This is a genomic window from Novosphingobium sp. FW305-C-111, from assembly GCF_058783565.1.
In genome coordinates this window covers 211,436-237,029 of the sequence record NZ_JBYSYP010000006.1, presented here as the reverse complement: position 1 = coordinate 237,029, position 25,594 = coordinate 211,436, and the positions used below count along the sequence as shown (strand labels likewise).

At 68.5% G+C, this 25,594-nt stretch carries 28 protein-coding genes; 9 read left to right on the top strand and 19 right to left on the bottom strand.

Translation table 11 applies throughout. The annotated features are described in order from the left end of the window. Window positions 1-73 precede the first annotated feature (73 nt). Window positions 74-1,207, bottom strand: coding sequence for a site-specific DNA-methyltransferase (locus AC3WLD_RS09480; protein WP_492556704.1), 1,134 nt, complete (start codon window positions 1,205-1,207; stop codon window positions 74-76). A 293-nt stretch (window positions 1,208-1,500) separates the two neighbouring features. Continuing rightward, window positions 1,501-2,106, bottom strand: coding sequence for a ribonuclease HII (gene rnhB, locus AC3WLD_RS09475; RefSeq protein WP_492556703.1), 606 nt, complete (start codon window positions 2,104-2,106; stop codon window positions 1,501-1,503). Between the two features lie 19 nt (window positions 2,107-2,125). On the opposite strand from rnhB, the gene AC3WLD_RS09470 reads away from it, so the two are divergent. Then, entirely contained in the window at window positions 2,126-3,283 is a 1,158-nt protein-coding gene (locus AC3WLD_RS09470; protein WP_492556702.1) for a PQQ-dependent sugar dehydrogenase, read from the top strand. A 19-nt stretch (window positions 3,284-3,302) separates the two neighbouring features. Here the strand turns inward: AC3WLD_RS09470 and AC3WLD_RS09465 are convergent, their stop codons facing one another. Both AC3WLD_RS09465 and AC3WLD_RS09460 read right to left on the bottom strand, forming a co-directional pair. After that, complete coding sequence (locus tag AC3WLD_RS09465; protein WP_492556701.1) at window positions 3,303-3,575, bottom strand: hypothetical protein; 273 nt, start codon at window positions 3,573-3,575, stop codon at window positions 3,303-3,305. Window positions 3,576-3,599: 24 nt separating this feature from the next. Next, window positions 3,600-5,993: a S8 family peptidase gene (locus tag AC3WLD_RS09460; RefSeq protein ID WP_492556700.1), complete on the bottom strand. Its 2,394-nt coding sequence runs from the start codon at window positions 5,991-5,993 to the stop codon at window positions 3,600-3,602. Between the two features lie 135 nt (window positions 5,994-6,128). Between AC3WLD_RS09460 and AC3WLD_RS09455 the strand changes: the two genes are divergently transcribed. The 4 genes from AC3WLD_RS09455 to AC3WLD_RS09440 all read left to right on the top strand — a co-directional run bounded on the left by AC3WLD_RS09455 (window position 6,129) and on the right by AC3WLD_RS09440 (window position 8,382). Then, window positions 6,129-6,806 carry a pyrimidine 5'-nucleotidase gene (locus AC3WLD_RS09455; protein ID WP_492556699.1) on the top strand — a complete coding sequence of 226 codons (678 nt, stop codon included), beginning with the start codon at window positions 6,129-6,131 and terminating at the stop codon, window positions 6,804-6,806. 27 nt (window positions 6,807-6,833) lie between these two features. Beyond that, a complete protein-coding gene (gene dapD / locus AC3WLD_RS09450; RefSeq protein ID WP_492556698.1) occupies window positions 6,834-7,670 on the top strand; it encodes a 2,3,4,5-tetrahydropyridine-2,6-dicarboxylate N-succinyltransferase in 837 nt (278 codons plus the stop codon). A 102-nt stretch (window positions 7,671-7,772) separates the two neighbouring features. Further along, a complete protein-coding gene (locus tag AC3WLD_RS09445; protein WP_492556697.1) occupies window positions 7,773-7,976 on the top strand; it encodes a hypothetical protein in 204 nt (67 codons plus the stop codon). A 37-nt stretch (window positions 7,977-8,013) separates the two neighbouring features. Continuing rightward, entirely contained in the window at window positions 8,014-8,382 is a 369-nt protein-coding gene (locus AC3WLD_RS09440; RefSeq protein ID WP_492556696.1) for a hypothetical protein, read from the top strand. A gap of 3 nt (window positions 8,383-8,385) precedes the next feature. Here the strand turns inward: AC3WLD_RS09440 and AC3WLD_RS09435 are convergent, their stop codons facing one another. Continuing rightward, window positions 8,386-9,162: a DUF4142 domain-containing protein gene (locus AC3WLD_RS09435; protein WP_492556695.1), complete on the bottom strand. Its 777-nt coding sequence runs from the start codon at window positions 9,160-9,162 to the stop codon at window positions 8,386-8,388. Between AC3WLD_RS09435 and AC3WLD_RS09430 the strand changes: the two genes are divergently transcribed. Continuing rightward, the gene (locus tag AC3WLD_RS09430; protein WP_492556694.1) at window positions 9,161-9,586 is read left to right on the top strand and encodes a DoxX family protein; all 426 of its coding nucleotides are present in this window, start codon (window positions 9,161-9,163) and stop codon (window positions 9,584-9,586) included. The two genes, AC3WLD_RS09435 and AC3WLD_RS09430, sit on opposite strands and share 2 nt — an antisense overlap. Here AC3WLD_RS09430 and AC3WLD_RS09425 read toward each other — a convergent pair. Continuing rightward, on the bottom strand, window positions 9,583-10,329 hold the full coding sequence (locus AC3WLD_RS09425) for a VgrG-related protein (RefSeq protein WP_492556693.1): 747 nt from the start codon (window positions 10,327-10,329) through the stop codon (window positions 9,583-9,585). The two genes, AC3WLD_RS09430 and AC3WLD_RS09425, sit on opposite strands and share 4 nt — an antisense overlap. A 140-nt stretch (window positions 10,330-10,469) precedes the next feature. Here AC3WLD_RS09425 and AC3WLD_RS09420 point away from each other — a divergent pair, with 140 nt between their 5' ends. Then, a complete protein-coding gene (locus tag AC3WLD_RS09420) occupies window positions 10,470-11,216 on the top strand; it encodes a sulfite exporter TauE/SafE family protein (protein WP_492556744.1) in 747 nt (248 codons plus the stop codon). A gap of 70 nt (window positions 11,217-11,286) precedes the next feature. Here the strand turns inward: AC3WLD_RS09420 and AC3WLD_RS09415 are convergent, their stop codons facing one another. The 7 genes from AC3WLD_RS09415 to AC3WLD_RS09385 all read right to left on the bottom strand — a co-directional run bounded on the left by AC3WLD_RS09415 (window position 11,287) and on the right by AC3WLD_RS09385 (window position 16,253). Beyond that, window positions 11,287-12,258: a hypothetical protein gene (locus AC3WLD_RS09415; RefSeq protein ID WP_492556692.1), complete on the bottom strand. Its 972-nt coding sequence runs from the start codon at window positions 12,256-12,258 to the stop codon at window positions 11,287-11,289. Between the two features lie 209 nt (window positions 12,259-12,467). Then, a complete protein-coding gene (locus AC3WLD_RS09410; RefSeq protein WP_492556691.1) occupies window positions 12,468-13,097 on the bottom strand; it encodes a dioxygenase family protein in 630 nt (209 codons plus the stop codon). Between the two features lie 63 nt (window positions 13,098-13,160). Then, on the bottom strand, window positions 13,161-13,592 hold the full coding sequence (locus AC3WLD_RS09405) for a styrene oxide isomerase (RefSeq protein WP_492556690.1): 432 nt from the start codon (window positions 13,590-13,592) through the stop codon (window positions 13,161-13,163). A gap of 25 nt (window positions 13,593-13,617) precedes the next feature. Next, window positions 13,618-14,532, bottom strand: a complete 915-nt coding sequence (locus AC3WLD_RS09400) for a LysR family transcriptional regulator (RefSeq protein WP_492556689.1) — start codon at window positions 14,530-14,532, stop codon at window positions 13,618-13,620. Between the two features lie 379 nt (window positions 14,533-14,911). Then, complete coding sequence (locus AC3WLD_RS09395) at window positions 14,912-15,505, bottom strand: GNAT family N-acetyltransferase (RefSeq protein ID WP_492556688.1); 594 nt, start codon at window positions 15,503-15,505, stop codon at window positions 14,912-14,914. After that, complete coding sequence (locus AC3WLD_RS09390) at window positions 15,505-15,852, bottom strand: hypothetical protein (protein ID WP_492556687.1); 348 nt, start codon at window positions 15,850-15,852, stop codon at window positions 15,505-15,507. The genes AC3WLD_RS09395 and AC3WLD_RS09390 overlap by 1 nt, the downstream gene beginning before the upstream one ends. Then, window positions 15,849-16,253 carry a GFA family protein gene (locus tag AC3WLD_RS09385; RefSeq protein WP_492556686.1) on the bottom strand — a complete coding sequence of 135 codons (405 nt, stop codon included), beginning with the start codon at window positions 16,251-16,253 and terminating at the stop codon, window positions 15,849-15,851. Before AC3WLD_RS09385 ends, AC3WLD_RS09390 begins: the two co-directional genes overlap by 4 nt. Window positions 16,254-16,371: 118 nt before the next feature. On the opposite strand from AC3WLD_RS09385, the gene AC3WLD_RS09380 reads away from it, so the two are divergent. Beyond that, entirely contained in the window at window positions 16,372-16,815 is a 444-nt protein-coding gene (locus AC3WLD_RS09380) for a hypothetical protein (RefSeq protein ID WP_492556685.1), read from the top strand. On the opposite strand, the gene AC3WLD_RS09375 is transcribed toward AC3WLD_RS09380, so the two are convergent. From AC3WLD_RS09375 to tgt, 3 genes are all read right to left on the bottom strand, one after another. Next, window positions 16,802-17,788, bottom strand: coding sequence for a bile acid:sodium symporter family protein (locus AC3WLD_RS09375; RefSeq protein ID WP_492556684.1), 987 nt, complete (start codon window positions 17,786-17,788; stop codon window positions 16,802-16,804). The genes AC3WLD_RS09380 and AC3WLD_RS09375 overlap by 14 nt on opposite strands. A 79-nt stretch (window positions 17,789-17,867) precedes the next feature. Next, the gene (locus AC3WLD_RS09370; protein WP_492556683.1) at window positions 17,868-19,832 is read right to left on the bottom strand and encodes a S9 family peptidase; all 1,965 of its coding nucleotides are present in this window, start codon (window positions 19,830-19,832) and stop codon (window positions 17,868-17,870) included. A gap of 101 nt (window positions 19,833-19,933) precedes the next feature. After that, window positions 19,934-21,058: a tRNA guanosine(34) transglycosylase Tgt gene (gene tgt, locus AC3WLD_RS09365; RefSeq protein ID WP_492556682.1), complete on the bottom strand. Its 1,125-nt coding sequence runs from the start codon at window positions 21,056-21,058 to the stop codon at window positions 19,934-19,936. A 40-nt stretch (window positions 21,059-21,098) separates the two neighbouring features. Here tgt and AC3WLD_RS09360 point away from each other — a divergent pair, with 40 nt between their 5' ends. Next, complete coding sequence (locus AC3WLD_RS09360) at window positions 21,099-21,854, top strand: TSUP family transporter (protein WP_492556681.1); 756 nt, start codon at window positions 21,099-21,101, stop codon at window positions 21,852-21,854. Here AC3WLD_RS09360 and AC3WLD_RS09355 read toward each other — a convergent pair. From AC3WLD_RS09355 to AC3WLD_RS09345, 3 genes are all read right to left on the bottom strand, one after another. Beyond that, the gene (locus tag AC3WLD_RS09355; RefSeq protein ID WP_492556680.1) at window positions 21,844-23,658 is read right to left on the bottom strand and encodes a hypothetical protein; all 1,815 of its coding nucleotides are present in this window, start codon (window positions 23,656-23,658) and stop codon (window positions 21,844-21,846) included. The two genes, AC3WLD_RS09360 and AC3WLD_RS09355, sit on opposite strands and share 11 nt — an antisense overlap. Before the next feature lie 42 nt (window positions 23,659-23,700). Then, complete coding sequence (gene queA / locus AC3WLD_RS09350; RefSeq protein ID WP_492556679.1) at window positions 23,701-24,729, bottom strand: tRNA preQ1(34) S-adenosylmethionine ribosyltransferase-isomerase QueA; 1,029 nt, start codon at window positions 24,727-24,729, stop codon at window positions 23,701-23,703. Between the two features lie 109 nt (window positions 24,730-24,838). Continuing rightward, window positions 24,839-25,522 carry a peptidylprolyl isomerase gene (locus tag AC3WLD_RS09345; protein ID WP_492556678.1) on the bottom strand — a complete coding sequence of 228 codons (684 nt, stop codon included), beginning with the start codon at window positions 25,520-25,522 and terminating at the stop codon, window positions 24,839-24,841. Between the last annotated feature and the right edge of the window lie 72 nt (window positions 25,523-25,594).

Sequence of the window (25,594 nt, the reverse complement as noted above, 5' to 3'; positions counted from 1 at the left end):
CCGGAGGTGGATGTGAGGGGATGCTGAAACGAGTTCAGCATGACGTCGCATTGAGGGTGTGCGTTGGCTGACCTCAATCCTCCACCGCCAGCAGGTACAGCTGCCGCAGCGCGTCGATCGGCTTGACCTCGCCCTCGTGCTCGACGTGCCAGAAGGTCCAGCCGTTGCACGACGGCGCGCCCTGCAGCTTGGCGCCGAGGCCGTGGATCGAGCCGATCTCCGCGCCCGCGGCCAGCGAGCCGTCGGCGCGCACCGTGGCGGAGAACTTGCGCTTCCTGTCGAACAGCACCGTCCCCGGCGCGAGCAAGCCCGCTTCGACCAGCGCGCCGAACGCGACCTTGGGGGCGCTGCGCTTCGACTGCATCGTGGTCAGCGCGCTCTCATCGAGCGGCAGGGCCAGCGCGATGCGCTCCTCGGCGACCTCGATGTAGGTTTCCTCGCGCTCGCAGCCGATCCAGTCGCGCCCCAGCCGCTTGGCGACCGCGCCGGTGGTGCCGGTGCCGAAGAACGGATCGAGCACCACGTCGCCCTTCTCGGTCGTCGCCAGCATCACGCGGTAGAGCAGCGCCTCCGGCTTCTGGGTCGGGTGGGCCTTGGTCCCGCCGCGCTTGATCCGCTCCTGCCCGCCGCAGATCGGGAGGACCCAGTCGGAGCGCATCTGCAGCTCGTCGTTGAGCGTCTTCATCGCGCGGTAGTTGAAGGTGTACTTCGCCTTCTCGCCCATCGACGCCCAGATCAGCGTTTCGTGCGCGTTGGTGAAGCGGGTGCCCTTGAAGTTGGGCATCGGGTTGGCCTTGCGCCAGACGATGTCGTTGAGGATCCAGAACCCCATGTCCTGCATCATCGCGCCGACGCGGAAGATGTTGTGGTAGCTGCCGATCACCCACAGCGCGCCATCGGGCTTGAGGATGCGGCGGGCCTCCACCAGCCATTCGCGGGTGAACTTGTCGTAGGCGGCGAAGCTGTCGAACTGGTCCCAGTGATCGGTCACCGCGTCGACATGGCTGCCGTCGGGCCGGGCAAGGTCGCCGCCGAGCTGGAGGTTGTAGGGCGGATCGGCGAAGATCATGTCGATGCACGCGTCGGGCAGCGAGCGCATGCCCTCGATGCAGTCGCCGCGCAGGATCGAATTGAGCGGCAGGTCCTCGCGCCGGACCGCCGGAGCGACGGCCTCGCGGCCGCGGTGCTTGAGTGCGATGGTCGCCATGTCGGTTGCAGTTTCCCCCTGTCGAAGCGCTCAGGGTGAGTCTTCCGGGACTCCGCGTCAAGCCGCGACTCGCCGGAATCCTTGAGGAATCAGGCAAGCCGAGAGGGAGAACGAAACGAGTCCCACACAGCATGTTGAGTCCCGCAGGGCGCGGCGGACTCAAGATGATGTGGTGTGGCGCGGAGGACTCGGCTGCGAAAAAATCCGCTGTTTCCCCGCGCAGGCGGGGAACTCCAACGATCAAGCAGACCGTTTGCCGAGGGAGGCCCCCGCCTGCGCGGGGGCGCAGGTGGTCAGAACAGCGCGAGCTGCGCCACGGGCGCGAAGCTGCGCCGGTGCAGTGGCGTGGGCCCATGCTGGCGCAGCGCGGCGAGATGCTCGGGCGTGCCATAGCCGGCGTTGCGCTCCCAGCCGTAGTGCGGGTGTGCCTCGGCAAAGCTGCGCATCAGGCGGTCGCGGTGTTCCTTGGCGACGATCGAGGCGGCCGAAATGCACGGCTCGATGGCGTCTCCGCCGACGATGGCGCGCGCCGGCCAGCGCCATTCGGGTCGGCGGCCGTGCGGGGTGAGGTTGCCGTCGACCAGCACTTCGTGCGGGTCCTCGCCGAGCTGCTCGCACAGGCCCGCGACGGCGCGGGTCATCGCCAGCATCGTCGCGCCGAAGATGTTGAGCGCGTCGATCTCCTTGACTTCGGCGACCCCCACCGCCCAGCGGCAGCGGCGCTTGATCTGCGCTTCAAGTTCGGCCCGGCGGGCGGGCTTGAGCTTCTTGGAATCGTCGAGCCCGGCCGGACGCGGCTTGCACAGCAGGACGGCCGCGGCAACGACCGGCCCGGCGAGCGGCCCCCGGCCCGCCTCGTCGACACCGATTCTCAGGATTTGCGTGGCACAAGATGCCATGATGACAGTTGATCCCGTGATGAAACGCGTTTCCCTGCTGGCGCTGCTATCGCCAATCGCCCTCCTCCTCGCAAGCTGCGGCGGTGCCAAGGCCGGGGACAGCCCGGGGCACAATCGCGCGCACCCGGCCGCCGAAGCGAAGCAGGCCGCCTACCGCGTAACCGACCTCGGCACGTTCGACGAGCCGTGGGCGATGGCCTTCCTCCCCGGCACCGGGATGGTGCTGGTGACCGAGAAGGCCGGCAAGCTGAAGCTGCGCCATGAGGACGGCAAGGTCGTGGACGTCGCGGGTGTCCCCAGGGTCGCTTACGGCGGCCAGGGCGGCCTCGGCGACATCGCGGTCGGCCCGGGCTTCGCCAGCGACGGCATGGTGTACCTCAGCTGGGCCGAGGCCGGGGACAGCGGACGGCGCGGCGCGGCAGTCGGCCGGGCGCGGCTGGTGCTGGAGGGCGCGCCGCGGCTCGAAGGCTTGCAGGTGATCTGGCGGCAGGATCCGAAGGTCGTCAGCGGCGGGCACTTCTCCCACCGCATCGCCTTCTCGCCCGACGGGAAATACCTCTACGTCTCCTCAGGCGATCGGCAAAAGAAGACGCCCGCGCAGGACCTTGCGGTCAACCTCGGCAAGATCGTCCGCCTCAATCTCGACGGCTCCCCGGCGGCAGGCAATCCGTTCGCGGACAAGGGCGGCGTCTCCGCCCAGATCTGGTCGTACGGGCACCGCAACGTGCTCGGCCTCGCCGCCGATGCGCAGGGGCGGCTGTGGGACCTCGAGCACGGCCCCGCCGGCGGCGACGAGCTGAACCTGGTGGAGGCGGGCAAGAACTATGGCTGGCCGCTGGTGTCGGACGGCGACAACTACGACGGCAGCCCGATCCCCCGCAACGAGACCCGCCCAGACCTTGCCGGCCCGGCGATCAGCTGGAACCCGGTGATCGCGCCGGGGGACTTCGTGTTCTATTCGGCCGACCTGTTTTCCGGCTGGAAGGGCCAGGCGGTCATCGCCGGCATGGGCTACCCCGGCCTCGTCCGCGTCGCCATCGACGGCGACAAGGCGCGCGAAGTCGAGCGGATTGCGCTGGACAACCGCATCCGAGAGGTGCGGCAGGCACCCGACGGCGCCCTGTGGGTGCTGGAAGACGGCGAAGGCGGGCGGCTGCGGCGGGTGGCGCCGCGATAATCGCGTTCAGGACACGGAATTACACCTTGCGCGGCCGGTTTGTGAACCACTCCAGAAGCATCCGTCCCATAACCAGCGCCGCCCCGCAGGCCAGCCCGGCCCCGAGCGCCGGAATGGCGGTGAACCAGATGCTATCGGGCCGGGACGCAATAAGGCCGGGAAGGAAAGTCGCGGTCGCGGGGCTCGCCAGGGCGATACCGACGACAAGCGCCAGCCAGAACCTGGTTTTCGCCGCGATGCCGATCCACGCTCCCACGAAGAACGGCAGCAAATAAACCAGCAACAGCGCCATTCCCGCCCCCCGCCTGCAGCGACCCTAGAACCCTGTCGACCACTTCACCGCCACGCCCTTGTCGTCCGGCACGCTTGCGAAGTGCCCCGGATCCTTGCGGTAGAACACGCTCGCGGCAAGGTCGCCGTTCCACAGGGTGCCGCGCCACGCCAGCTCGCTCATCAGCTCGCGCCCGTGCGGGGTGAGCGATAGCGTGCGGGTGGCGAAGTCGGCCTGGCCCGTGGTGTAGTCGTAGCCGACCGGCAGCGTCAGGTTCAGCCCGCCGCTCTCCACCCGCAGCGGCTGTGACACGCGAAACGCCAGCGCGTCGCCCTTGCCGAAAACGCCGCGCTTCTCCACGTCCACCGCCCAGGCCGAGCTCATCAGGTTCGAGCCGCCAACCAGCCCGCCCGCCTCGGGCCGGGTCCAGCCGATCCGCGCCGCTGCGCCCAGCCGCCACTCGGGCGCGACCTGCCAGCCGGCGCGGGCGTCGGCGAACAGGGTGCGCGCCCCGCCACCGCCAAACGCGTCATTAAACCGCGCGCCGAGCACGGTGTGGTCTTCATCGACCATGGACAGGCCGATGGTCCCCTCGACCGGGCCGAACCGGTGGTCCACCGCCATGCCGAGCCGCATCATCTGCTCCTGCCGGCGGCGGCTGACGAGCGAGCCGGCGAACTGCACCGGCGTCGTTACCGCGTCGCCGCGCTCGGCGCTGAAGGTCAGCCCGGTCCGCCCCAGCATGGTGCGATAGGCGAACGCAGTGCTGCCGTACTGGTTGGGCCCAAGCTCGCTGCCCGGCGAACCGGCGACCATGAACGCCGGCTCGCGCCGCCCGGCCAGCCGCGCGGAAAGCCCGTCGGCCGACTGGTGCCAGGCGAAACCGAGCTGCTGCCCCGGCGCGATCTTCGCGGTCACGGTCGCGGCGAGCACCCGCGCCTGGTCCGCATCCTCGCGGCTGAGGCGCAGCGGTTCGATCCAGTTCATCCGACCCGAGCGGCCATCGATGTTGAAGGCGAGGCTCAGCCCGTCGGTTCCGGTCGCGACGTGGCGCGACTTGTCGAGCAGGGCGTTGGCCAGCCGCTGCTCGACCGGTGCGGTCTTCAATCGCGCGGCAAGATCGAGCGCGAAGGCGCGCGAGTACCCGTCGAGGATGACCGCGCCGAGGCCCGCGGTACGCACCGCATCGCCCATCGCCGCGCCGGTCGCCCCGGTCACGTCGCCGAGCGGCAGCTGCGCGGTCGTGCCGGCGAGCGAGGTCGTGCCCTGCGGCTGGAAGGCGGCGGTGATGTCGAGGATGCCGCGGCCATAGGTCGCGTCGACCCCGGTCGGGCCGACGTCGCGCGCGGTGCGCAGCAGCAGGTCGACGATCTGCTGGCCGGTCAGGTTCGGGAACGCCTGCGCCAGCAGCGCCACCGCCCCGGTCACTTGCGGCGCGGCAAAGCTGGTGCCGTTGACCAGCGTCACGAAAGTGCTGCCGTCGGCGTCGGTCGTGACCTTGACTGTGCTGCCTTCATAGACGCAGCAGAGCCGCTCGCCCCGCGCGGCGAGGTAGTATTGCCCCTCGCTTCCGGCGCGGTTGCTGAACGAGGATATCACACCCGAAGCGCTGACCGAGCCGACGATCAGGACGTTGCCGTTGCCGGACTCGCGGATGCCGGAGGCGAACGGATCGGCCGTGGTGCCGTCGACGCCCGCCTCGGTCGAGCCGCCGTCGTTGCCGGCCGAGACCACGATCACTACGCCCGCCCCCGCCGCACGGGCGACCGCGTCACGCAGCACGGCCGCCGGCGGCGATCCGCCGAGCGAGAGGTTGATCACCCGCGCCCCGGACGCCACCGCCCGGTCGATACCGCGCGCGATGTCCGGGTCCTCGAGCGAGCAACCGTCGCCGCTGGCATCGGCGCAGGTTCCCGGGGCGTCGGCGCGCAGGACCTGGATGGTCGAATCGAACGCGATGCCGACGACACCGCTGTTGTTGCGGGCCGCCGCGGCGACGAGCGCGACCTGGGTGCCGTGGTCGTCCTCGCCCTGGATCCCGCGGCTCCCCGCGACGTCGGCGCTAGCCGAGGAGATGCGCCCGGCAAATTCCGTATTGGTGGTGTCGATCCCGGTATCGACGATCGCCATCGTCACCCCGCGCCCGGTCGCGCCCCGCTGCCACGCGGTGATCGCCCCGTGATAGGCGGGCCCGTCGGAGCGGTTGTATTCCTGGGTGATGAAGTTGGTCGGCGTCGGCGTCGGCGTGGGTGCCGGAGTCGGCGTGGGGGTCGGCGTCGGGACCGGAGTGGGCGTCGGACTGGGCGCGGGAACGGGCGTCGGCGTGCTCTGCATCCCGCCGCCCCCGCCACACCCGGCGAGCATCACGAACCCGCTGCACGCCAGCAGCAATGCGGAGACGCGGCGGCTGCGCGCCTGACCCATGTAATCAACCTGCATCGGACCCACCCAACATCCCGCACCGGGCCTTTCCGGCCGGCGGGGTTTCAACCGGCCCGCCTTGTAGCTATGCCCACCTGAATGCGCCGTAAATGACCGCCCGCATAGTTACGGACGATTTTCGGAAAATGGTTGATGCCCTTTGATTCCTCGCGCGTCGATTGCTGGATCTTCGATCTGGACTACACGCTCTACCCCCGCTCGACCGGCCTGTTCGACCAGATCGACGTGCGGATGGGCGAATATATCGCGCAGCTGCTGGGCTGCCCGGTCGACGAGGCGCGGCGTATCCAGAAGGATTACTTCCACGCCCACGGCACGACGCTCGCCGGGCTGATGCACCACCACGGGGTCGCCCCGCACGATTTCCTCGCCTATGTCCACGACATCGACATGGCGCCCCTCGCCCTCGCCCCGCGCCTCGCCCACCTGCTCGACGCGCTGCCGGGACGGCGGATCCTCTTCACCAACGGCGACGAAAGCTACGCGACCAAGGTCCTTGGCGCGCTGGAGCTCGGTCACCTGTGGCACGGGATGTGGGACATCCACGCGATGGCCTATGCCCCCAAGCCGGAGCCGCAGGCCTATGCCGGGATGATCGAGGCGCTCGACATCGATCCCGCCCGGTCGGTGTTTGTCGAAGACTCGGCCCGCAACCTCGTGCCGGCCAAGGCGCTGGGGATGCAGACGGTGTGGGTCGACGTCGGCACCGACTGGGGCCACCGCGGCAAGGACGATGCGGCGATCGATCTCGTCATCGACGACCTCGAACAATGGCTCGCCTCGCTTGTCGGCGAAGGCAAGCTGGGCTAGGCGCGCGCCCGACAGGAGACAAGACCGATGACCAGCCAGCTCGAAGCCCAGATCGAAGCCGCGTTCGACGCCCGCGACAGCGTGACCCCGGCCAGCGCCGACGTCCGCGCGATTGTCGACCAGGCGCTCGACCTGCTCGACAACGGCGAGGCCCGCGTCGCCGAGAAGGTGGACGGGGAATGGAAGGTCAACCAGTGGCTGAAGAAGGCGGTGCTGCTCTCGTTCCGCCTCAATGACAACGGCATCATGGAATACGGTGCGGCCGGTGCGCCGGCGTTCGACAAGGTGCCGCTGAAGTTCGAAGGCTGGGGCGAGAACCGCTTCCGCGACGCCGGCATCCGCGTCGTCCCCGGCGCGGTCGTGCGGCGCAGCGCGTTCATCGCAAAGGGCGCGGTGCTGATGCCGAGTTTCGTCAACCTCGGTGCGCGCGTCGGCGAAGGCACGATGGTCGATACCTGGGCGACCGTCGGTTCGTGCGCGCAGATCGGCAAGAACGTCCACATCTCGGGCGGTGCCGGAATCGGCGGAGTGCTCGAACCGCTTCAGGCCGGTCCGGTGATCATCGAGGACGGCGCGTTCATCGGCGCACGCTCGGAAGTGGCCGAAGGCGTGATCGTCGGCGAGGGCGCGGTGCTCTCGATGGGCGTATTCATCGGTGCCTCGACCAAGATCGTCGACCGTGCCACCGGCGAGGTCCACATCGGCAAGGTCCCGCCCTATGCCGTGGTCGTCCCCGGTGCGCTCCCCGGCAAGCCGCTGCCCGACGGCACCCCCGGCCCGTCGCTGTACTGCGCGGTGATCGTCAAGACCGTGGACGCGCAGACCCGCTCCAAGACCGGGATCAACGAGCTGCTGCGCGACTGACGGGGATTTGGCCGCGGCGGGGAAGCGTGGAACCGCTTCCCCTCGCCAAGCGTAGTTCCGGGCACAGGGCGCACAAGCGCCACAACATCCCGGAAGGTCCCCATGGAACAGCGCGGCGAAGAAGCCCACATCACCACCACCGAAGCGCGCGGCGGCGAAACGCCCCACATTGTCCGCTACGTGCTCGTGATCGGCCTGCTCCTGGCGGTTGCAGCCATGACCCTGATCTGGGTGACCGGTGCGCTGAACGCGGACCAACCGACGGAGGGCAGCGTGGTCAGCGGTCAGGCGGTTCCCCGCGAATAGGGGCTGACGCCGGAGCGGAGCGCATTATCTTCGGGTAATGACCACCGGCTGGAAACTCGATCATGCGCGGCGCGAGGTGCTGCTCGGACGCTTCCCTCCGCGCTATGCGGAGGTCGTGGCCGATCACGTCACCTTGCTCTCCAACGCCGATGGCGGCGCAAAGGCTGATCCCCCGCCGCCGGTCGCGAGCGCTCGCATCGTGGGCCATGCCGACGACGGCTGCGGCGTCGAGGCAATGGTGGTGGAGATCGATGGTTCGCTCGACCGGCCCGGCGGAGGGACGTGGCACGTCACCTGGTCGCTTGGCGAAGGGCGACGGCCGAGGGAGAGCAATGCGGTCATCGCCGAAGCCGGCTTCACACCATTGGACGGAGGAGAGCTCTTGCTCACCCCCGCCCGCTGGTGATCGTCAGAGCTTGGCCTGAATCGCCCTGATTTTCTGCAGGTGCTGTTCGACCACCCGCGCGGTCTCGCCGGCGAATTTGCGCAGTTCCTGCTCCGAACCGGTCGCCGCGTAGCTGCGCAGGGCGGCAGAGGCCTTCTCATGCGCCGCGATCTGGCGCTCGGCATAGCGCTTGTCGAAGTCTGCGCCTGCGGCCTTGAGCTCGGCCAGATCCGATTGCCCCGCGGCATCCAGCGCCGCGGCCGGCGTGAGGGGCGGGTTGAGCTTGCCCGCCGCTGCCTTCAGCGCCGCGCTCGACTTTTCGTGATCCGCGACCATCATCGCGGCGAACGCCTTGAGCTCGGCATTCTTGGCCATCGTCGCGGCGAGCTTCGAGCTTTCAATCTCGAACATGTCGGCCGAGGCCATCATGTCGACGAATCGCTGTGCGGTCACGCCGCTCGCGGCGTCATCGGCGGTGACCGGGGCATCGGCCGATGCGGTCGCATCGTCCATCCCCATGGCGGCGTCGGTAGAGGTGGCGGCGGCGTTGGAGTCGTCACGATCCGGCCCGCACGCGGACAACGCGAGCGCGGCGGTCAGGGTCAGGGGCAGAAAAACGCGCATGAAAGCAATCTCCTGGTGAATCGCTTTCGAACGGGGCGACCCGCCTCCCCGTTCCGTCGTTTGCGACGAATTGCCGTTTGGTTGCCGCAGGTTAGCGAATGGATCCGGGATCGCTGCAACTCGTTGGCGGCGGATGCGGTTTGACTCGGTTCGCGGCCGGCGCGATGCAGCGGCCATGGATATCCCCCGCCCTTCCCGCGCCCGCACCGCCGCGCGTCTGTTGCTGGCCCTGTTGTATTTCGTCGCGGGGGTTTTCCATTTGTGGAAGCCGCACCCCTTCCTCACCATCACCCCGCAGTGGGTGCCCGCGCCCGAGCTGGTCGTGGCGCTGACCGGCGTGGCCGAGCTGGCGGGCGCGGTCGCGCTCGCCCAAGGCTTCTCCATGCCGCTTCGGCGGGCCGCCGCATGGGGCCTGGCCGCTTATGCGGTCTGCGTGTTCCCGGCCAACATCAACCACTTCATCCTCGACATGGGCAGGCCCGACCACGGACTTGGCCTCGCCTATCACGTACCGCGGATGTTCGCGCAGCCGGTCGTGGTCTGGCTGGCGCTGTGGAGCGGCGGGGTGACCGACTGGCCGTTCCGCCGCAAACCCGCTTAAGCCTCGAGCATCGCCAGCGCCGCGATCCGTTCGCTGGCATAGCGGTTGGTGACAAGGCTTTCGAGCAGGCGCCGCTGACCCGGCGCGGTTCCGGGCCGCGCCGCCACCTTGCGGACGTGCGACACCCGTGCCGCGTAGATCGCCTCGACCAGCGCCCGATCGTGCCGCGCCGAACCGCGCGGGGAAAGCGCGTCGGCGGTGCGGACGGCGCTGGCGAGGAGCCTGGCAGCGGCGCCGTGCTGGACCGCCGTCGACCACACGGCATCGCGCACCGCTTGCGCCCGGGCATCCAGATCGAGCCCGGTTTCAGCCAGCACGGCCGCGACCGCTGGGCGATAGTGGGTCCGCTCGATGAACGCGTGCTGGGCCGCAGCGAAGGCCTCAGGCTCTTCGGCGGCGATAGCCCGCCACGCCGCTGTGAAACCCTCGCTGCCGGGTAGCGCTTCCCCGAAGCGCCCGGCCCAGCGCTTGCCTTCCGCTGCCACGAAGGCCGCGCAGGTCCCCGTCAAGCTCGCCAACTGGTAGAGTCCATAGGAGACGCCGCCCGGATCGTTGCGGCCGCTCGATACCGTGCCCGGCCCGCGGCCGCCGCATTCGTAGCGTTGCGACAGCGCACCCAGACGGCTCGTCCCGACCTGTGCGTCAGCGCCATCGAGCGCGCGGTCGATCCGGTCGACCTGGGCCTGGCTCAGCCGCCCGCCAAGCATCCCGCGCAAGGTGTCGAAAAGCGGCTTCCTGTCCATGGCGATCCCCTGCCGGTGCGATGAAGCCGCAGCGATTAGGAGCGCGCCTGCGCTGTAGGACAGCGAAAATGTCGCCAATCTGGAGGGACCTTCTCGGCTTGCCAAGCCGCGCCCGATGCCCGAGGGCGCATTCGATGTTCCTGAGCGACCCCTCGACCCTGCTCGCCTGCGTTATCGCGGTGTTTCTGGTCGGTATCGCCAAGGGCGGGTTTTCCGGTGTGGGCGCGCTCGCCACGCCTGTGCTGGCGCTGGCCCTGCCACCGACTACGGCGGCAGGGCTCCTGCTGCCGTTGCTGATCGTGCAGGACGCACTCAGCGTGTGGGCGTTTCGCCGCGACTGGGACCGCTGGGTGGCCGCGTGGATGCTACCCGGGATGGTACTGGGTGTGGGCATCGGCTGGGCGTTCGCGGCGACGGTCGACGAGAAGGCCGTACTGGCCGTGCTCGGGTTGCTCACGCTGGTGTTCGGGCTCTACCGCCTGTGGCTGGGGCGCGGCGGGCGGATCACCGCCGCATCGACCTCGCCAGGCTGGGTCGGGACGCTGTTCGGAATCGGTTCGGGGTTCGCCAGCCAGATTGCCCACGCGGGCGGACCGCCGTTCCAGATGTGGGTCACTCCGCGCAATCTGCCACATCTCACCTTCGTCGGCACGAGCGCGATCACCTTTGCCGTGATGAACTGGGTCAAGGTGCCGAGCTACATCGCGCTCGGCGTCTTCACCCATGAGGTGCTGATCGCCGCTGCCTTGCTCATGCCGCTGGCGCTGCTCAGTACCTGGTTTGGCATCTGGCTGCTCAAGCGGCTGAACCCGGCGCGGTTCTATACGATCATTTACTGGCTGATGGTGCTGCTGGGCGCGAAGCTCGCGTGGGACGGGATCGCCTGACCCGAACACGGAAAAGGGGGAGCGGCAGGGGTGAACCGCTCCCCCTCGAAGGGGTCTCTCTTACGGAGACTCAGGCGTCGACCAGCGTGCGCGTTCCGATGGGCTGGGTGCGGTCGAGCGTCGTGCGCGGCGAAGGCGTCTCGATGCCTTGCGACTCGCGGTGCTGGAGGATCAGGCGTGCGCGGCGCAGCCGGGCCTTGCGCGAGGTAAACGGGTTCTCGTCGTTCGGCGCAGCCGCGACCATCCGTTCGAGCAGCTCGCGGCGCGCCTCCGGATCGGACGGCACTGTACCGGGCATCGCGAACGAAGCGGCGGCTGGACGGCGAACTTCCGGCTCCGCGACCATTTCGGGCGTGCCGACGACCAGCGGTTCGGTGGTCCGCGCAAGCGGCATCACGCCCGGCTGCGAAAGTCGTGCCGGCGGACTGGCGACCGTCGCGGTCCGCTCGGAGGCGGCCTGCGAGCTGGAGGGCTCGTCGTACACCGCACGGCGGCGGCGCGTCGCGGCATAGATGCCCGCGCCGCCGAGCGCGACGATCCCCAGCAGCCCGGCGATCGCCAGGGTGTTGTCACCGCCATCATCGGCCGGCGCAGCGACGGGGGCCGGCGCGGCTTCGGCAACGGGAACCGGATCAACCGGCGCGGTTACGGCAGGCGGCGGGGCAGACGGTTCCACCGGCTCAGTCGTGGTCGCAGGGTTGGCGGTGGTGTTGCTGGTGGCAGGCTGCGCCGCGGGCGCTGAACGTGCAGCGCTCCGGGTGGCGGTCGCCGTGCGAGATTCGGCCCTCGGCGCGGCAGACGGGGTTGCGGCAGGGGCCGCGGACGAAGGGATGGCGACCGGCTCCGCAGTCACCGGCGAAGGCACCGCGACCGGGGCAGGGTCCACAGACGGCAGGACGATGGTCGGCGCCGGCGGCGCTACGGTCACCGGCGGCGGTGCAACCGTGGCGTCCTGGGCGAACGCGAACGAGGTGGGTCCGGCAGCCAGAAGCGCGGCAATCGCGACCCCGGCAAAGCGATGATGTGAAGTGTGGTGTGTCATGGCAAAGGTGAAACGGCGCAACCACGAGGCGGGTTGCCAACAAGCGTGCAATTCACCGCTCACCTGCAACAATTACACGACGAACTGCCAGACCTGACCAATCACGCAAGCCGATCATGAACGTTTCTGCTGATCGCCTGTACAAGTCATTAATCTGCGGTTCAACCAGTTGGCAACGGCAAGTCCCGTTACTGCGGGAGTATTTGCGTTTATCCCAACAGGACGATATCCCATCGGTATCGTCCGGCATCTAGCCTCTCCGCGACCGAAGTGAAGGCGTCGGTGCCCAGCCCTGTGTAAAGCGCGTCTTTGGCGTTCGCCGGCGCGTCCTCTGGAAAATACATCTGGAGGATGTTTCGGGCTTGGCGGCCGCTCGCATCGAAGTGGATATGAGGCGAACGGCGACCAATCGGTGAGTCGTAGGCTCCTGGCTTGATCGTCGTGAGCCGCCACGAACCATCGGATCCGGTCCGGATCGTGGCGTATCCCTGGAAGTCGGGATCAAGCGGCATCGTAGAGATATCGTCAGGGTGCGCGTAGCGTCCGGCCGCATTGGCCTGCCACAGTTCCAGTTTTGCGCCTTTGACCGGGTTGCCGAGTCTGTCGAGCACCCGTCCGCTGAGCTCGATCACCTCACCCAGCGCCCGCCGAGCGTGACCCCGGATCCGGGTCAGGTCGGCGTCGGCATCGGCCAGGTGCTGGACGGGATAAAACGGCCCGATGGGCGATTCCGCCGTCAGGGCGGGCGGATCGGCAGCAAGCGCGCGCGTTCCCATGGCCAAGGTCGCCAGAGCGCTGCCGGCAAAGACGCGGCGCGAAAGTCGGAATGCTTCGGACATGGGTGTTACGCTCCACTCACGGAGTTCGACCCAGGGCCATCGTATACTCTGCGGGCCGGATACTCAATGCACCCGCCCGCGGGAAAGGCCGCGGATCAGCATCGCCACACCCCCTATCATGGCGACCGATGCAGCGAGCAGCAGGACCGCCACCACCGTCTCCTGGAAACCGGTCCCAACATGACCGGCTCCGGCGATGGGCATGAGCGACGATGCGCCCCACAATGCCGCCAGCAGCGTTGCCAGCCAGTTGGCCCAGGCTCCGCCGACGAGAAGCAGGATAGTCGATTGCTCGGCCGCCCGGCCAAGCTGGACCCGGCGGCGCCACACCCCGGCGACTGCAATCAGCAGCATGCCGTTCATCAGGCCCTCGAGGTGCGCTGTCAGGCCCATGCGCGGGTTGGCCATGGTCCCGCTCGCCAGCCCCGTGAGCAGTCCAGCCATGACCAGCACTGCGCCGGCCGTCGCCAGGCGCGAAACGCTGCGTGCTTCCATCGCCCTTCCCCCCTTCATCCGCCGGTCAGGCCGGCACGATCACGACCTCCCCTTGCCGGGGCGCGCGCAGATTGCGCCCGATCTGTTCGACCACGAAATCGATCACCGCGCGGACGTGCGGCTGGCGGCGCGCGACATCGGTCGTGACCAGCCAGCATTGCGTCCCGAAATCCTCGACCGGCGGCATCAGGCGGACCACGCCCGGCAGATCGTCGCCGATCACGCAAGGGAGCAGCCCTGCCCCCAGCCCGGCGCGTACGCTGGTCTGGACGCTTGAGATCGTGCTGACCTTCTGCACCACCTGTGCGCCCGGCAGGTTGGCCACCAGCCATTCTGCCCCCAACCCCGGTCCGCCGCGGGCGATCGCGACCAGCGGATAGCGCGCCAGCTGCGCGAACTCCGAAGGGCGGCCATGCTCGACCGCGAGTTCGCGGCTGGCGAACCAGGCGACGTCGAGGTCGGCGAGGTGGCGCACCACCAGCGATTCCTGGACCGGGCGCGAGCCGAACCGCACCGCCAGCTCCGCCTCGCCGCGGGCGAGATCGAGGTTGGCGTCGGTGGTGATGATCTCGACAGAGATGCCGGGGTGGGTTTCGCGCAGCTGGCGCAGCGCCGGGATGATCCAGCTGTTTGCCGCGCTCTCGACCGTGGTCAGCCGCACCGTCCCGGTCAGCCGCCGGGTCTCCGCCGCTATCGCGCTTTCGAAGCCGAGCACCGCACGCTCGACCTCCTCGGCCAGCGGCAGCATGGCGGCGCCGCGCGGGGACAGCTCGTAACCGCTCGGCCGCCGGACGAAGAGCTGGGCGGCAACCGCCTCCTCCAGCACCGCGACCCGGCGCGAGACTGTCGCCTGACTGACCTTGAGCTCGCGCGAGGCGGACAAGGTGCTGCCGCTTCGCGCCACCGCGAGAAAGAACCTGAGGTCGTTCCAGTCGAGCAAGGAAAGCCCCTCCCCCGCAGCCGGTTATGCATTTGTGCAATGCCCCCCGGCAATAACAGTGTTCACGCTTCCCGACAAATCGCGCCTATTTGAACTCCATCGACAGCAGGCGCACCGCCCGCCGCCAGACCCGAGATGGAGTGACCGCCATGACCCTGACCAACCGCATGAACGCGCTGTTCGCCGCGACCCTCGCCACCGCCTTCAGCTTCGCCTTTGTCGTCGCCGCCATGCCGGCTTCGGCGCTCGTCCCCGGCGGGCTCGCCTGAGCCGCCGCGAAGCGCTCCCCCAAAGACCCTGCCAACCCCAAGCGGGGGACGCGCAAGGGCCCGGCAGGATCCTCTCCAGCTGCCGGGCCCTTTTCGCGTCTGCCGCGCGGTCAGTCGCCGTGCGTCATCGTCCAGAATCGCGGGCCCTTGAGCGGCACCGTCCAGTCGCTGCGGACCTCGAAACCGAGGTTGCGATACAGCGCGAGGTTGCTCTCGGTCGCGGTCTCCAGCACCGCCGGAACGCCCAGCGAAGCCGCTTCGGCAATCCCGGCACGAATGGCGAGCCCGCCCAGGCCCTTGCCCTGGCAATCGGGCCGGACCCCCGCCATGCGCAGGTACATCCAGCCTTCCTCGGGCGGGAGATGCTTGTGGATCGCCTCGTCGAGCACCGCCGCACGGACCAGATGGCGGCCGAAGATCGGCACGAACCGCAGCATCCCCGGATGCCACAGCGGCTCCTTCAGGTGCATCGCGCCGGGCGGCCGCCACAGCGTGACGACCTCGCACCCGGGCGTGCCCAGCACCATGCCGTTGGCGAGATGCTCGCGCACCATCCAGCGGTGGAGCTTCGGCAAGCGCTTCCGCCGCAAAGCGGGGTCGGGCATCATCCAGCAGATCGCCGGATCCTCGAAGAACGCGGCAGCGAGTGTGGCGACCGCGGCATCGACATGCCCCTCGCCGAGACGGACGATGGTCCGGTCCATCAGCTTTGCTCCGCACGGCGCAGCGGGCCGAGCAGGAAGGCGAGGAAACCGAGCGTGAACAGTCCGTCCCCGGCGAGGATAATGCCAAGACCCGGCTGGGCGGTCCCGGCCAGCACCCCGGGCAGCATCAGCGAGACCACACCCAGCTTGCCCGCAACGCCGGCCCATAAGACGGGACCGAACCTAGGTGGGTTACTTGCGACCAAGGCGTAAATGACGCCGAAGCATGCGACCAGCAGCGCCGCCACCTTCGCATCGAGGGCGCTGCCGGGCGCAAATACGCCGGGCAGGCCGATGGCGAAATTGTACAGCGCGGCAGCTCCGAACAGGATCCTCCAGCCTTTCACTGCGGATTTGTCTCGAAGCCGGGAACGCCTGCAATCTCGACCCATGGCTGGCGGCTGCGGGTCCATAGCTGCGCGGCGGGCTTGAGGGCGGACGTATCGTCCAGTGTCCCCGCCTTGACCCACACCAGGCCCGGGGTGGAGCCAACCAGGCTGAACAGCGGCGAGCCGCAGCGCGGGCAGAACTGGCGCTCCACCGCGCCGCCACTCTCGCCGCTGTCGGCATAGCTGCGGGTCTCGCCGGTCACGGCCAGCGCCGCCTTTGGCACGCCGATGATGATCGAGAACGCGCTGCCTGCCTGCCTCTGGCAATGGGTGCAGTGGCAGATGTAGGTCCCCACCGGCTCGCCCGTTACTTCGTATCGGACGTCGCCGCACAGGCAGCCGCCGGTTGCTTTGGTCATCGCCCCCTCCTTCTTGTCGAAGATCAGGGTGCGACCGGCTTACGCTTTCGTCAAGCGCGGTGCGGAACCGGGCGGGTGCGGACAGCGTTCTCGCGAAAAGCCAATCCGGAGTTGACCCGTGGAACGCCGCGAAACGATCACCGCCACCTTGCTGGGCGGACTGCTTGCCGGAGCGGCTTTGCATCTCGCGACCCCGACCCGGCCACTGCCCCAGCCCGAGCCCGCATGGCGCAAGAACATCCCCGCCACCTACTCGCCAGGCGATGCGGCGTACTATTCGGCTGAGACCTACACCGTCGAGCCTGCCCGACATGACGCGGCACCGCAGTACCCGCCGAACCAGGAGCCCGGCTTCGTGCCGCATCGGCACGACCAGACCCTGGCCTACGCGCAGGCCATGGTGCGGACGCCTTATGACGACCTTCCCCGCTATGATGCACGTCCGGCAAGGCCGCGCGTCGATACGGGCTCATCAACGGTGGAGGACGTGCCTGTCGCGCCCGATCCGGTGGCAGTGGCAGAGGTGGTGGTGACGCTGCCCGGCGCGTCTAGCGCGCAGTAACGACCGCGTCTTCGCGCCCATACCGGCGCGCGACCTCGGCGCAGACCAGCAACTGGATCTGGTGGAACACCATCAGCGGCAGGATCGCTGTCCCGACGATCGCGGCCGGAAACAGCACACCGGCCATCGGCACACCGGACGCAAGGCTCTTTTTCGATCCGCAGAACAGGATCACAATCTCGTCGGCGCGGGCGAAGCCGAACAGGCGCGACAGGCCCAGCGAGATGGCCATGACCAGCGCCAGCAAGGCTGCCGACAACAGCGCAACCATGGCGAGGTCGCGCGCGGCGACCTGGTGGAACAGCCCCTCGACCACCGCCGCGCTGAACGCGGTGTAGACCACCAGCAGGATCGAGCCGCGATCGACCGCGCTCACCAGCCCGCGCCTTGCGGCGATCCATGCGCCCAGCTTCGGCTGGAGCAGCTGGCCGATCACGAAGGGCAGCAGCAGTTGCAACATGATCGAACGGACCACCGCGCCGGTGTCGCCGCCGTGGACATGGATGCCGATGGTCAGTGCCACCAGCGCCGGGGTGATGAACGTCCCGAGCAGGTTCGATGCGGCCGCGCTGCACACCGCGGCGCTGACGTTGCCGCGCGCCATCGCGGTAAATGCGATCGACGATTGCACGGTCGATGGCAGCAGGGTCAGGAACAGGAAGCCCGTCGCCAGCTGCGGCGCGAGCAGCGTCGGCGGCACCTGCCACAGCGCCAGCCCGATGAGCGGGAACAGCGCGAAGGTGATCGCAAAGACGAGCAGGTGCAGCCGCCAGTGCGTCGCTCCCGCGATGACCGCGCTGCGCGACAGCCGCGCGCCGTGGAGGAAGAACAGCAGCACGATCGCCGCGTTGGTCACCCACGACATGCCGGTAGCTGCGCTGCCGCGCACCGGCAGGATCGCCGCCAGCAGCACCATCGCGATCAGCAGCGTCGAGTAGCCGTCGAACGGCCAACGGGAGATCAGGCGGCGCAAGCGAACGTCCTCGGCAAGGCAGATCGGACCGCGTGTGCCCCCCGCCTGCCGCGAGTGCAAGGGGCGATGGCCCCCGCCGCTAGAGCCCCAGCGTCGTCTTGAGGAACGCCGCGGTCTGGGTCAGCATCCGCCCGCGCGAGGCGGGGTCCTCGATATAGTGATCGAGCCCCTTGAACTCGACATAGTCGACCTGCTTGCCCGCCGCCTTGAGCCGCTGGACCATCAGCCGCGATTCATCGGCGGCCACGTTCTGATCGACCTCGCCATGGAACATCAGCACCGGGACCTTGAACGCATCGGCATGGCGGGCGGGCGAGCCTTCCTCGATATGCGGGCCGGTGCCGATGAAGCTGTTGACCAACTTGCCGCTTGACGTGTTCTCCTTCTCGCTCCGCCATTTGTCGAGGTCGGTCACCGGGGCGATGGCGACGATCGCCTTGTAGAGATCCGGATCGAGCACCGGCGACTGCAGCGCGGCGTAACCGCCATAGGACCAGCCGACGATGGCCAGCTTGCCCGGCGCGGCGATGCCCTGCGACGTCAGCCAGCGCCCGGCGTCGTTGACGTCGCCGATCGCGGTGCGCCACGAACGGAAGCCGTTCTTCTGGAACCACTCCGACCCGTAGCCGGCCGAGCCGCGGTAATTGGGCTGGAGTACCGCGAACCCCTTGGCCGCGAAGTACTGCGACAGCCAGTCGAACCCCCACTCGTCGCGCGCCGAAGGGCCGCCATGGGGCATGACGATCGCGGGCAGGTTCTTGCCGTCGCTGCCCGGCGGCAAGGTGAGATAGCCGGGGATCATCGTCCCGTCGGCGGCCGGATAGGTCACGGGCCTGACCTCCGCCAGTTTCATGCCCGCCAGTTCAGGCCGCACGGGGAGGATTTCGGACAGTTGCCGGGTGCCCTTGTCGTAGACGTAGAACACGCCCGGATTGACGTCGCTGCTGACGAACAGGACCAGCTTGTTCTCGTCCGCCGAGGCATCGACGTAGGATATCTGCGAGCTCGCCGGGAAAGCCTTGGCCAGCGAGATCGACAGCTTCTTCAGCTCCGGATCGAAGAATTCGACCATGCGCTTCTCGGCGGCGTAGCTCGCCCCGACGACGCGGCGCTGGCGGCCGATGGTGAGCAGCGAATCGACGTCGACGTCATTCCGCCCGAGAACGAGCTGCGGCTCCGCGCCGGGGACGAGCTTGCGGCTGAACAGCGCCTGGAGCCCGCCCCGCGCGCCGAACCCGTAAACGACGTCGAGTTTGCTATCGACCGCCAGCGGAACAAAGCCCGTGGCCGTCTGCGCATCGTATTCGACGGTGTTCATCGGTTGCCATTCGCGGCTGCCGGCGGCGCGGAACGAATAGGTATCGCGCCCGGCAAGGTAGCCGTTCTGATCATACTTCGTGGTGCCCATCACGCGAACCTGGCCGGCGCCATCGGAGATGTATTCGCTGGCCGTCTGGCGCGGCGGTTCGACCTCGCGAGACTTGCCGGAGACCGTGTCGATCGAGATCACCCCCAGCCCCGGCTTGTTACGCTTGACGATCGAGCCGGTGGTGAACTCCTCCGCGTTGTACTTGCTCAGGAGGATCGAATTCCCGCCGTCGGGGGAGACCAGGTCGACCACCGCGCCGCCGAAATTGACTTCGTAATAGGCGTTCATCTGCGTGTTGGGGGTGAGCAGCCTCATCCCCGACCCATCGCTGTTGACCGCAAGGACACGGCTGTAGACGTTGAGGTACTTGCCCTCCTTCTGCCTGAACGTGGCCATGCAGATCAGGCGCGTGTCGGTCGCGAAATCGCAGTAGTGAACCTCGTCTCCGTTGCCTTCGGATCCGGTCATCGCGACCGGCCGCCCGCCGTCGAGGGGCACGACCAGGATGCCTTCACCGCCTTGCGGCCGCGGCGCGACGACCGCGATCTTCTTGCCATCCGGCGAAATCGAGACATTCGCGACGCCTTCGCGCGCGGCAAACTTGGCAGCCACGGGATCGATCGCCTGTGCGTGGGCGGCACTCGAAAGCAGCAGCGCGAGGCCCGCGCCAGTCATGGAAAATCGTAGCAAGATGCTGTTCCCCCCGGAGAATCTGCGGGGAGACTAACCGATCGCGCTCGGCTGGCAACCATAGAAGCGATGAAATGCGAGCAATTTCAACGCGCGAGATAGTCCCGGCGGAATTGGGCCGCGAATGCCGCGAACCGCCCCTCGGCAATCGCCCCCCGCATCGCCGCCATCAGCTGCTGGTAGAACGAGAGGTTGTGCTCGGTCAGCAGCATCGCGCCGAGGATTTCGCCCGACTTGTGGAGGTGGTGGAGATAGGCGCGGCTGTAGGTCCCGCAGACCGAACAGGCGCAGCGCTCGTCGAGCGGGGCGGTGTCCTCGGCGTGGCGGGCGTTGCGCAGGTTGACAGGGCCGCTCCAGGTGAACCCCTGCCCGTTGCGCCCCGAGCGGCTGGGCAGCACGCAGTCGAACATGTCGACCCCGCGCTCGACCGCGCCGACGAGGTCGTCGGGCTTGCCCACACCCATCAGGTAGCGGGGCCGGTCCTCGGGCAGCATGGCGGGGGCAAAGTCGAGCGTGGCGAACATGGCCTCCTGCCCTTCTCCGACCGCCAGCCCGCCGATGGCGTAGCCGTCGAAGCCGATGTCCTTCAGCGCGTCGGCCGAGCGGCGGCGCAGTTCCTCGTCGAGCGCACCCTGCTGGATACCGAACAGCGCGCTGCGCTCCGCATGTTCGCCACCGGAGTTGAAGCCGTCGCGGCTGCGCTTCGCCCAGCGCATCGACATTTCCATGCTCCGCGCGATCTCGTCGCGCGGGCGGTCGGCGCGCGGGCACTCGTCGAAGGCCATGACGATGTCCGAGCCGAGCAGCCGCTGGATTTCCATCGAGCGTTCAGGCGTCAGCATGTGCCGCGAACCGTCGATGTGACTGGCGAAGGCGACCCCCTCCTCGGTGATCTTGCGCAGGTCCGACAGGCTCATCACCTGGTAGCCGCCGCTGTCGGTGAGGATCGGGCGCGGCCAGTTCATGAACCTGTGCAGCCCGCCAAGGCGCGCCACCCGCTCCGCGCCAGGGCGGAGCATCAGGTGGTAAGTGTTGCCGAGGATGATGTCGGCACCGATTTCGCGGACCGTCTCCGGCTTCATCGCCTTGACGGTCGCCGCGGTGCCCACGGGCATGAAGGCGGGCGTGCGGATTTCCCCGCGCTGCATCGCAATGGTGCCGGTGCGGGCCTTGCCGTCGGTTGCGTGGATGGTGAAGGCAAAGCGGGTCATACGGGTTGCGGCCCTTAGGGCGAAACGCCATGGGGGGCAAATGCTCGAGCCCTCCATCTATGCCGGCCTCACCGCAGTCGCGGTGCTGACCGGGTTCATCGACGCCATCGCCGGCGGCGGCGGCCTGATCATGCTGCCCGCGCTGATCTATGCCGGACTGCCGCCGCATGTCGTGCTCGGCACCAACAAACTGCAGTCGGTGTTCGGGACTTCGGTGGCGCTGCGCAATTACCGCAAGGCCGGATTGGTCACGATCCGCCCGAACCTCGCGACTGTGGGCTTCGTCTTCGTCGGCGCGGTCGCCGGAGCGCTGACGATTCAGCACTTCAGCGCTGACCTGCTGCGGCTGGTGGTGCCGCTGCTGCTGATCTCGGTGGCACTCTACACGCTGCTCTCACCGCGCATGGACGACCATGACGGCGAGAGTGCGATCAGCGAGCCGCAGTACCGCCCGGTCGCCGCCGCGATCGGCTTCTATGACGGCTTCTTCGGCCCCGGCACCGGGCAGTTCTTCGCTGCGACTCAGGTGGGCCTGCGCGGGCTCGGCCTGACCCGTGCGACCGCGCTGACGAAGCTGTTCAACGTGACCAGCAATGTTGCCAGCGTCATCGTGTTTGCACTGGGCGGTCAGGTCATGTGGCTGCTTGGGCTGTGCATGGCGGCCGGCGCGATGACCGGCGGTTGGATCGGCAGCCATAGCGCGGCCCGCTTCGGCGCGAGGCTGATCCGCCCGCTGCTGGTCATTGCAAGCCTGGCGCTCACCGCGAAGCTGGTATGGGATTGGTTCAGCCGCTGAGCCGGCCCGTCAGCTCCGCCAGCAACCGCTCGCCAAGGATCTGCGGCCGCCCACTGAACAACGCCTCGACCTTGTCACGCCCACAGCAGCGCGCGCGGATTTCCGCCCGCAACGCCGGATCATCGGCCAGCCGCACCGCCGCCGAGACATAGTCCTCGATCGTTTGCGCGACCGTCCACTCCGGGAAACCGAGCCGGCCGAACAGCCCTTCGTCGATATGCTCGTGAACTTCCGGGCCGGTCTTGCACACCCCCGGCAGGCCGGCGATCACGGTGTCGACGATGCCGTTGGTGTTGCCGAACGGAAACGAGTTGGCAAACATGTCGCACCCGCCGAGCACCGCCATGTAGTCCGGGTAGGACAGGTGCGGATAGACCGCGCCGTCGGCGCCGAGGTAGCTCTCCACGAACTTGCGCAGCTGCATGTAGACGACCCCGTCGGCGAGCGCGGGGAGGAAGTGGAACTCGACCGGCGTCTGCGCCCGATCGCGGATCGCGGCACAGGCGGCGAGGAAGCGTGGGTTGATCTTCATGATCGAGGCGCAGACCGCGATGCGCACCTTGGCCGGCGCGTCCTCGCGGGTGCGGACCACCTGCGGGGTTTCCCTGGCGGGACGATAGGGGATCGCGTCCGCCTCGGGCAGGGCGAGCACCGTCTCGCTCCACAGCCCCGGATCGCCGACGTAGTGGCCCTCGACCACCAGGTAATCCATCGCCGGGGAGCGGGTCGTCGCCGGATGCCCGGTCGACATCGTCTGCACCGGCGCGATCCGGAGCGAGGCTGCGAACATCGTCTGCGGGAACATGCCGACGCTGGGGAAGTGCAGCACCTGAGCGCTCCGCTCCGCCGACAGCTTGCGCAGGAAGCGGAGCTGGTCGAGCAGCGCGCCGTCGGGCAGCTCGACGAACTCGTCGAAGCTGGTGCGGCATTCGGGTGCGACCCATTGCGGGAAACCGACGCCGATGGTGCGGAAGCTGGACCGTGCCCCCTCGATCGCCGGGGCATGGGTGCGATAGACCGAGTGGCCGGGCAGCCATTGCTCGAGCAGCACCAGCATCACCGGCCGCTCGTCGGTCAGCGCCAGCTTGCGGTCGCTGTCGTGGAGACCGTTCCGCGCCAGCACCCGGCGGATCAGCGCGGTGATCGCGCGCTTGACCTCGTGCTTGTCCGCGCGGTCGGCATAGCTGCAGTTCATGTAGACATGGTGGAGCAATCCCGTCGGCAGGCCGTCGAGATCGCGCGTCTGGTCGAGCTTCTCCGCCAGCCATGGGAGCCACGCCTCGCGCCGGGCATGGGCGCTTTCGCTACCGAACACCCGCGCCGCGAGGACCGAGATCACCAGCGACAGCGCGAGCGCGGGATCGATCTTCCACACGCCCTCGAGGTCGATCGGCATCGCCGAGTCCGGCGTCCAGGCCAGGCAGTAGCGCAGCAGGTCGGCATGGCTGAGCGTGCCGGGGTCCATGGCCCGCAGGACGTGGTCGCTGTTCCCCAGCGGGCTAGCCGCGAACACCGCGCCGATCCAGCGCTGGAGATAGAGCAGCCGCTCGCGCCGCTCGGGCGGGATCGTCAGCGCCGGATCGCCCAGCAGCGCGGCGATGGCGGCGGCGAAGCGGGTGACGAGATGGAGGTCGCTGTCGAGCGGCGGCCTGACCGTCAGCGCCCGCGCGCTGCCCTCGGCAAAGCGGCCGTGCAGGGTCTCGAGCATCGTCAGCCCGGCATCAAGCAGCGCCAGCGCCTCGTCATGGTTGCCGCGCAGGGCGTGGTATTCGAAAGCCTCGAGGCTGAACGTCGGCTGGGTCATCGCCGACCGGCATAACCGGCGCGCTGCCTTTTCCCAAGCGCTTCAGGGAAGCAGCAGGCTGGAGTCGCCGTAGGAGTAGAAGCGGTACTCGTGTGCGATCGCGTGGGCATAGACCGCCTGCATCCGCTCCAGCCCCATCAGCGCGCTGACCAGCATGAACAGGGTCGATTTCGGCAGGTGGAAGTTGGTCATCAGTCCGTCGATCGCGCGGAACCTGTAGCCGGGGGTGATGAAAATGGCGGTGTCGCCCTCGAACGGGAGGACCACCTTGTCCTCGCCAGCCGCGCTTTCGAGCAGGCGCAGGCTGGTGGTGCCGACGGCGATGACCCGGCCCCCGGCGGCGCGCACCGCGTTGAGCCGGTCGGCGGTGGCGGCGTCGATCCGGCCCCATTCGGCGTGCATCGCGTGGGACTCGGTGTCGTCGGCCTTCACCGGGAGGAACGTGCCCGCCCCGACGTGGAGGGTCAGGGTCTCGTGGCCGATGCCGGCTTCGGCCAGCCGTTCGAGCAGGCGCGGGGTGAAGTGGAGCGCGGCGGTGGGCGCGGCGACAGCGCCCTTCTCGCGCGCGAACATCGTCTGGTAGTCCTCGCGGTCTGCCGCATCGGTGTCGCGCTTGCCGGCGATGTAGGGCGGCAGCGGCATCCGCCCGGCGCGCTCGAGGAGGACCTCGACCGGGTCCTCGCCGGGGAAGAACAGCGTCCAGCTCCCGTCGGGCAGCCGCGCCTCGGCGTTGGCGGTGACCTCTGCGCCGAAATCGATCGAGTCGCCTTCGCGCAGGCGCTTGGCGTTGCGGACGAACGCCTGCCAGCGGCGCAGGTCGATGCGCTTGTGCAAGGTCGCGCCGATGCGCGCTTCTCCGCGGCGCCCTTCGAGCTGGGCGGGAATAACGCGGGTGTCGTTGAACACGAGCACGTCGCCGGGGCGGAGCGCATCGGGCAGGTCCGACACGCGGCGATCGGTGAATGGCCGGCCCTCCTCCACCACCAGCATCCGCGCCGAATCGCGCGGCCGCGCCGGGCGCAGGGCGATGCGTTCAGGCGGCAGGTGGAAATCGAAGAGGTCAACGCGCATGGCGAAATGCTAACACAGTTTGCGCCTCCGCGCAGGCGGGAGCCCAGTTGTTCACGCTGCGTTTGTCGCACTGTGTCCCCGCCTGCGCGGGACGCTCGAGGACGTTGGACTATTTCCCCGCGGGCTTCGCCGCGGCCGTCAGCATGTCCGGCGTGATGACCGGGTTGGCCGGGACCGGCGGCGCAATCACCGGAGGCGCCTTGCGCTCCGAGGCCATCGAGGCCTGGACGATCTTGGTCGGGTTGGCCGGCGGCTCGCCCTTCTGGATTTCATCGACATAGTTCATGCCGGCGATGACGCGGCCGAACACGGTATACTTCCGGTCGAGCGCGAAGCGCGGGTAATAGACGATGAAGAACTGGCTGTTGGCGGTGTTGGGCGCGTCGGTCCGCGCCATCGACACGGTGCCGCGCAGGTGCGGCATCGAGTTGAACTCGGCGTCGAGGTCAGGCAGCGCCGAGCCGCCCAAGCCGGTGCCGGTCGGGTCGCCGGTCTGCGCCATGAAGCCGTCGATCACGCGGTGGAAGATGATCCCGTTGTAGAACCCCTGCGCAACCAGCGTCTTGATCCGCTCGACATGGTGCGGGGCCCATTCGGGCATCAGCCGGATCGCGACACGCCCGCCGTTCGACAGGTCGAGCAGCAGGACGTTGTCGGGATCCTCGTCGACATTGAGGCTGACCTTGGTCGGCAAAGGCGCGGGCGCGGAGGCGTCGGCCTTGTCGGAGGCGGCGACCGGCGCGGCGACGAGCGACAAGCCCAGCGCGAGAGTGGCGATGAAACGCGAGACCATGCTGAGCGAAAACTCCGAAACAGATTGTCCGCGCGGATAAGCCCCGCACGCTGTCCGCGCAATGAACGATTG

Coding starts and splice junctions, on each gene's coding strand:
- AC3WLD_RS09345 (WP_492556678.1), bottom strand. CDS start 25,522: ATGGTCTCGCGTTTCATCGCCACTCTCGCGCTGGGCTTGTCGCTCGTC.
- AC3WLD_RS09395 (WP_492556688.1), bottom strand. CDS start 15,505: ATGGACCGGACCATCGTCCGTCTCGGCGAGGGGCATGTCGATGCCGCG.
- AC3WLD_RS09435 (WP_492556695.1), bottom strand. CDS start 9,162: ATGGCCGCTGCATCGCGCCGGCCGCGAACCGAGTCAAACCGCATCCGC.
- dapD (WP_492556698.1), top strand. CDS start 6,834: ATGACCAGCCAGCTCGAAGCCCAGATCGAAGCCGCGTTCGACGCCCGC.
- AC3WLD_RS09440 (WP_492556696.1), top strand. CDS start 8,014: ATGACCACCGGCTGGAAACTCGATCATGCGCGGCGCGAGGTGCTGCTC.
- tgt (WP_492556682.1), bottom strand. CDS start 21,058: ATGACCCGCTTTGCCTTCACCATCCACGCAACCGACGGCAAGGCCCGC.
- queA (WP_492556679.1), bottom strand. CDS start 24,729: ATGCGCGTTGACCTCTTCGATTTCCACCTGCCGCCTGAACGCATCGCC.
- AC3WLD_RS09455 (WP_492556699.1), top strand. CDS start 6,129: ATGCCCTTTGATTCCTCGCGCGTCGATTGCTGGATCTTCGATCTGGAC.
- AC3WLD_RS09470 (WP_492556702.1), top strand. CDS start 2,126: ATGAAACGCGTTTCCCTGCTGGCGCTGCTATCGCCAATCGCCCTCCTC.
- AC3WLD_RS09430 (WP_492556694.1), top strand. CDS start 9,161: ATGGATATCCCCCGCCCTTCCCGCGCCCGCACCGCCGCGCGTCTGTTG.
- rnhB (WP_492556703.1), bottom strand. CDS start 2,106: ATGGCATCTTGTGCCACGCAAATCCTGAGAATCGGTGTCGACGAGGCG.
- AC3WLD_RS09355 (WP_492556680.1), bottom strand. CDS start 23,658: ATGACCCAGCCGACGTTCAGCCTCGAGGCTTTCGAATACCACGCCCTG.
- AC3WLD_RS09415 (WP_492556692.1), bottom strand. CDS start 12,258: ATGACACACCACACTTCACATCATCGCTTTGCCGGGGTCGCGATTGCC.
- AC3WLD_RS09445 (WP_492556697.1), top strand. CDS start 7,773: ATGGAACAGCGCGGCGAAGAAGCCCACATCACCACCACCGAAGCGCGC.
- AC3WLD_RS09370 (WP_492556683.1), bottom strand. CDS start 19,832: ATGACTGGCGCGGGCCTCGCGCTGCTGCTTTCGAGTGCCGCCCACGCA.
- AC3WLD_RS09385 (WP_492556686.1), bottom strand. CDS start 16,253: ATGACCAAAGCAACCGGCGGCTGCCTGTGCGGCGACGTCCGATACGAA.
- AC3WLD_RS09480 (WP_492556704.1), bottom strand. CDS start 1,207: ATGGCGACCATCGCACTCAAGCACCGCGGCCGCGAGGCCGTCGCTCCG.
- AC3WLD_RS09425 (WP_492556693.1), bottom strand. CDS start 10,329: ATGGACAGGAAGCCGCTTTTCGACACCTTGCGCGGGATGCTTGGCGGG.
- AC3WLD_RS09410 (WP_492556691.1), bottom strand. CDS start 13,097: ATGTCCGAAGCATTCCGACTTTCGCGCCGCGTCTTTGCCGGCAGCGCT.
- AC3WLD_RS09405 (WP_492556690.1), bottom strand. CDS start 13,592: ATGGAAGCACGCAGCGTTTCGCGCCTGGCGACGGCCGGCGCAGTGCTG.
- AC3WLD_RS09465 (WP_492556701.1), bottom strand. CDS start 3,575: ATGGCGCTGTTGCTGGTTTATTTGCTGCCGTTCTTCGTGGGAGCGTGG.
- AC3WLD_RS09460 (WP_492556700.1), bottom strand. CDS start 5,993: ATGCAGGTTGATTACATGGGTCAGGCGCGCAGCCGCCGCGTCTCCGCA.
- AC3WLD_RS09360 (WP_492556681.1), top strand. CDS start 21,099: ATGCTCGAGCCCTCCATCTATGCCGGCCTCACCGCAGTCGCGGTGCTG.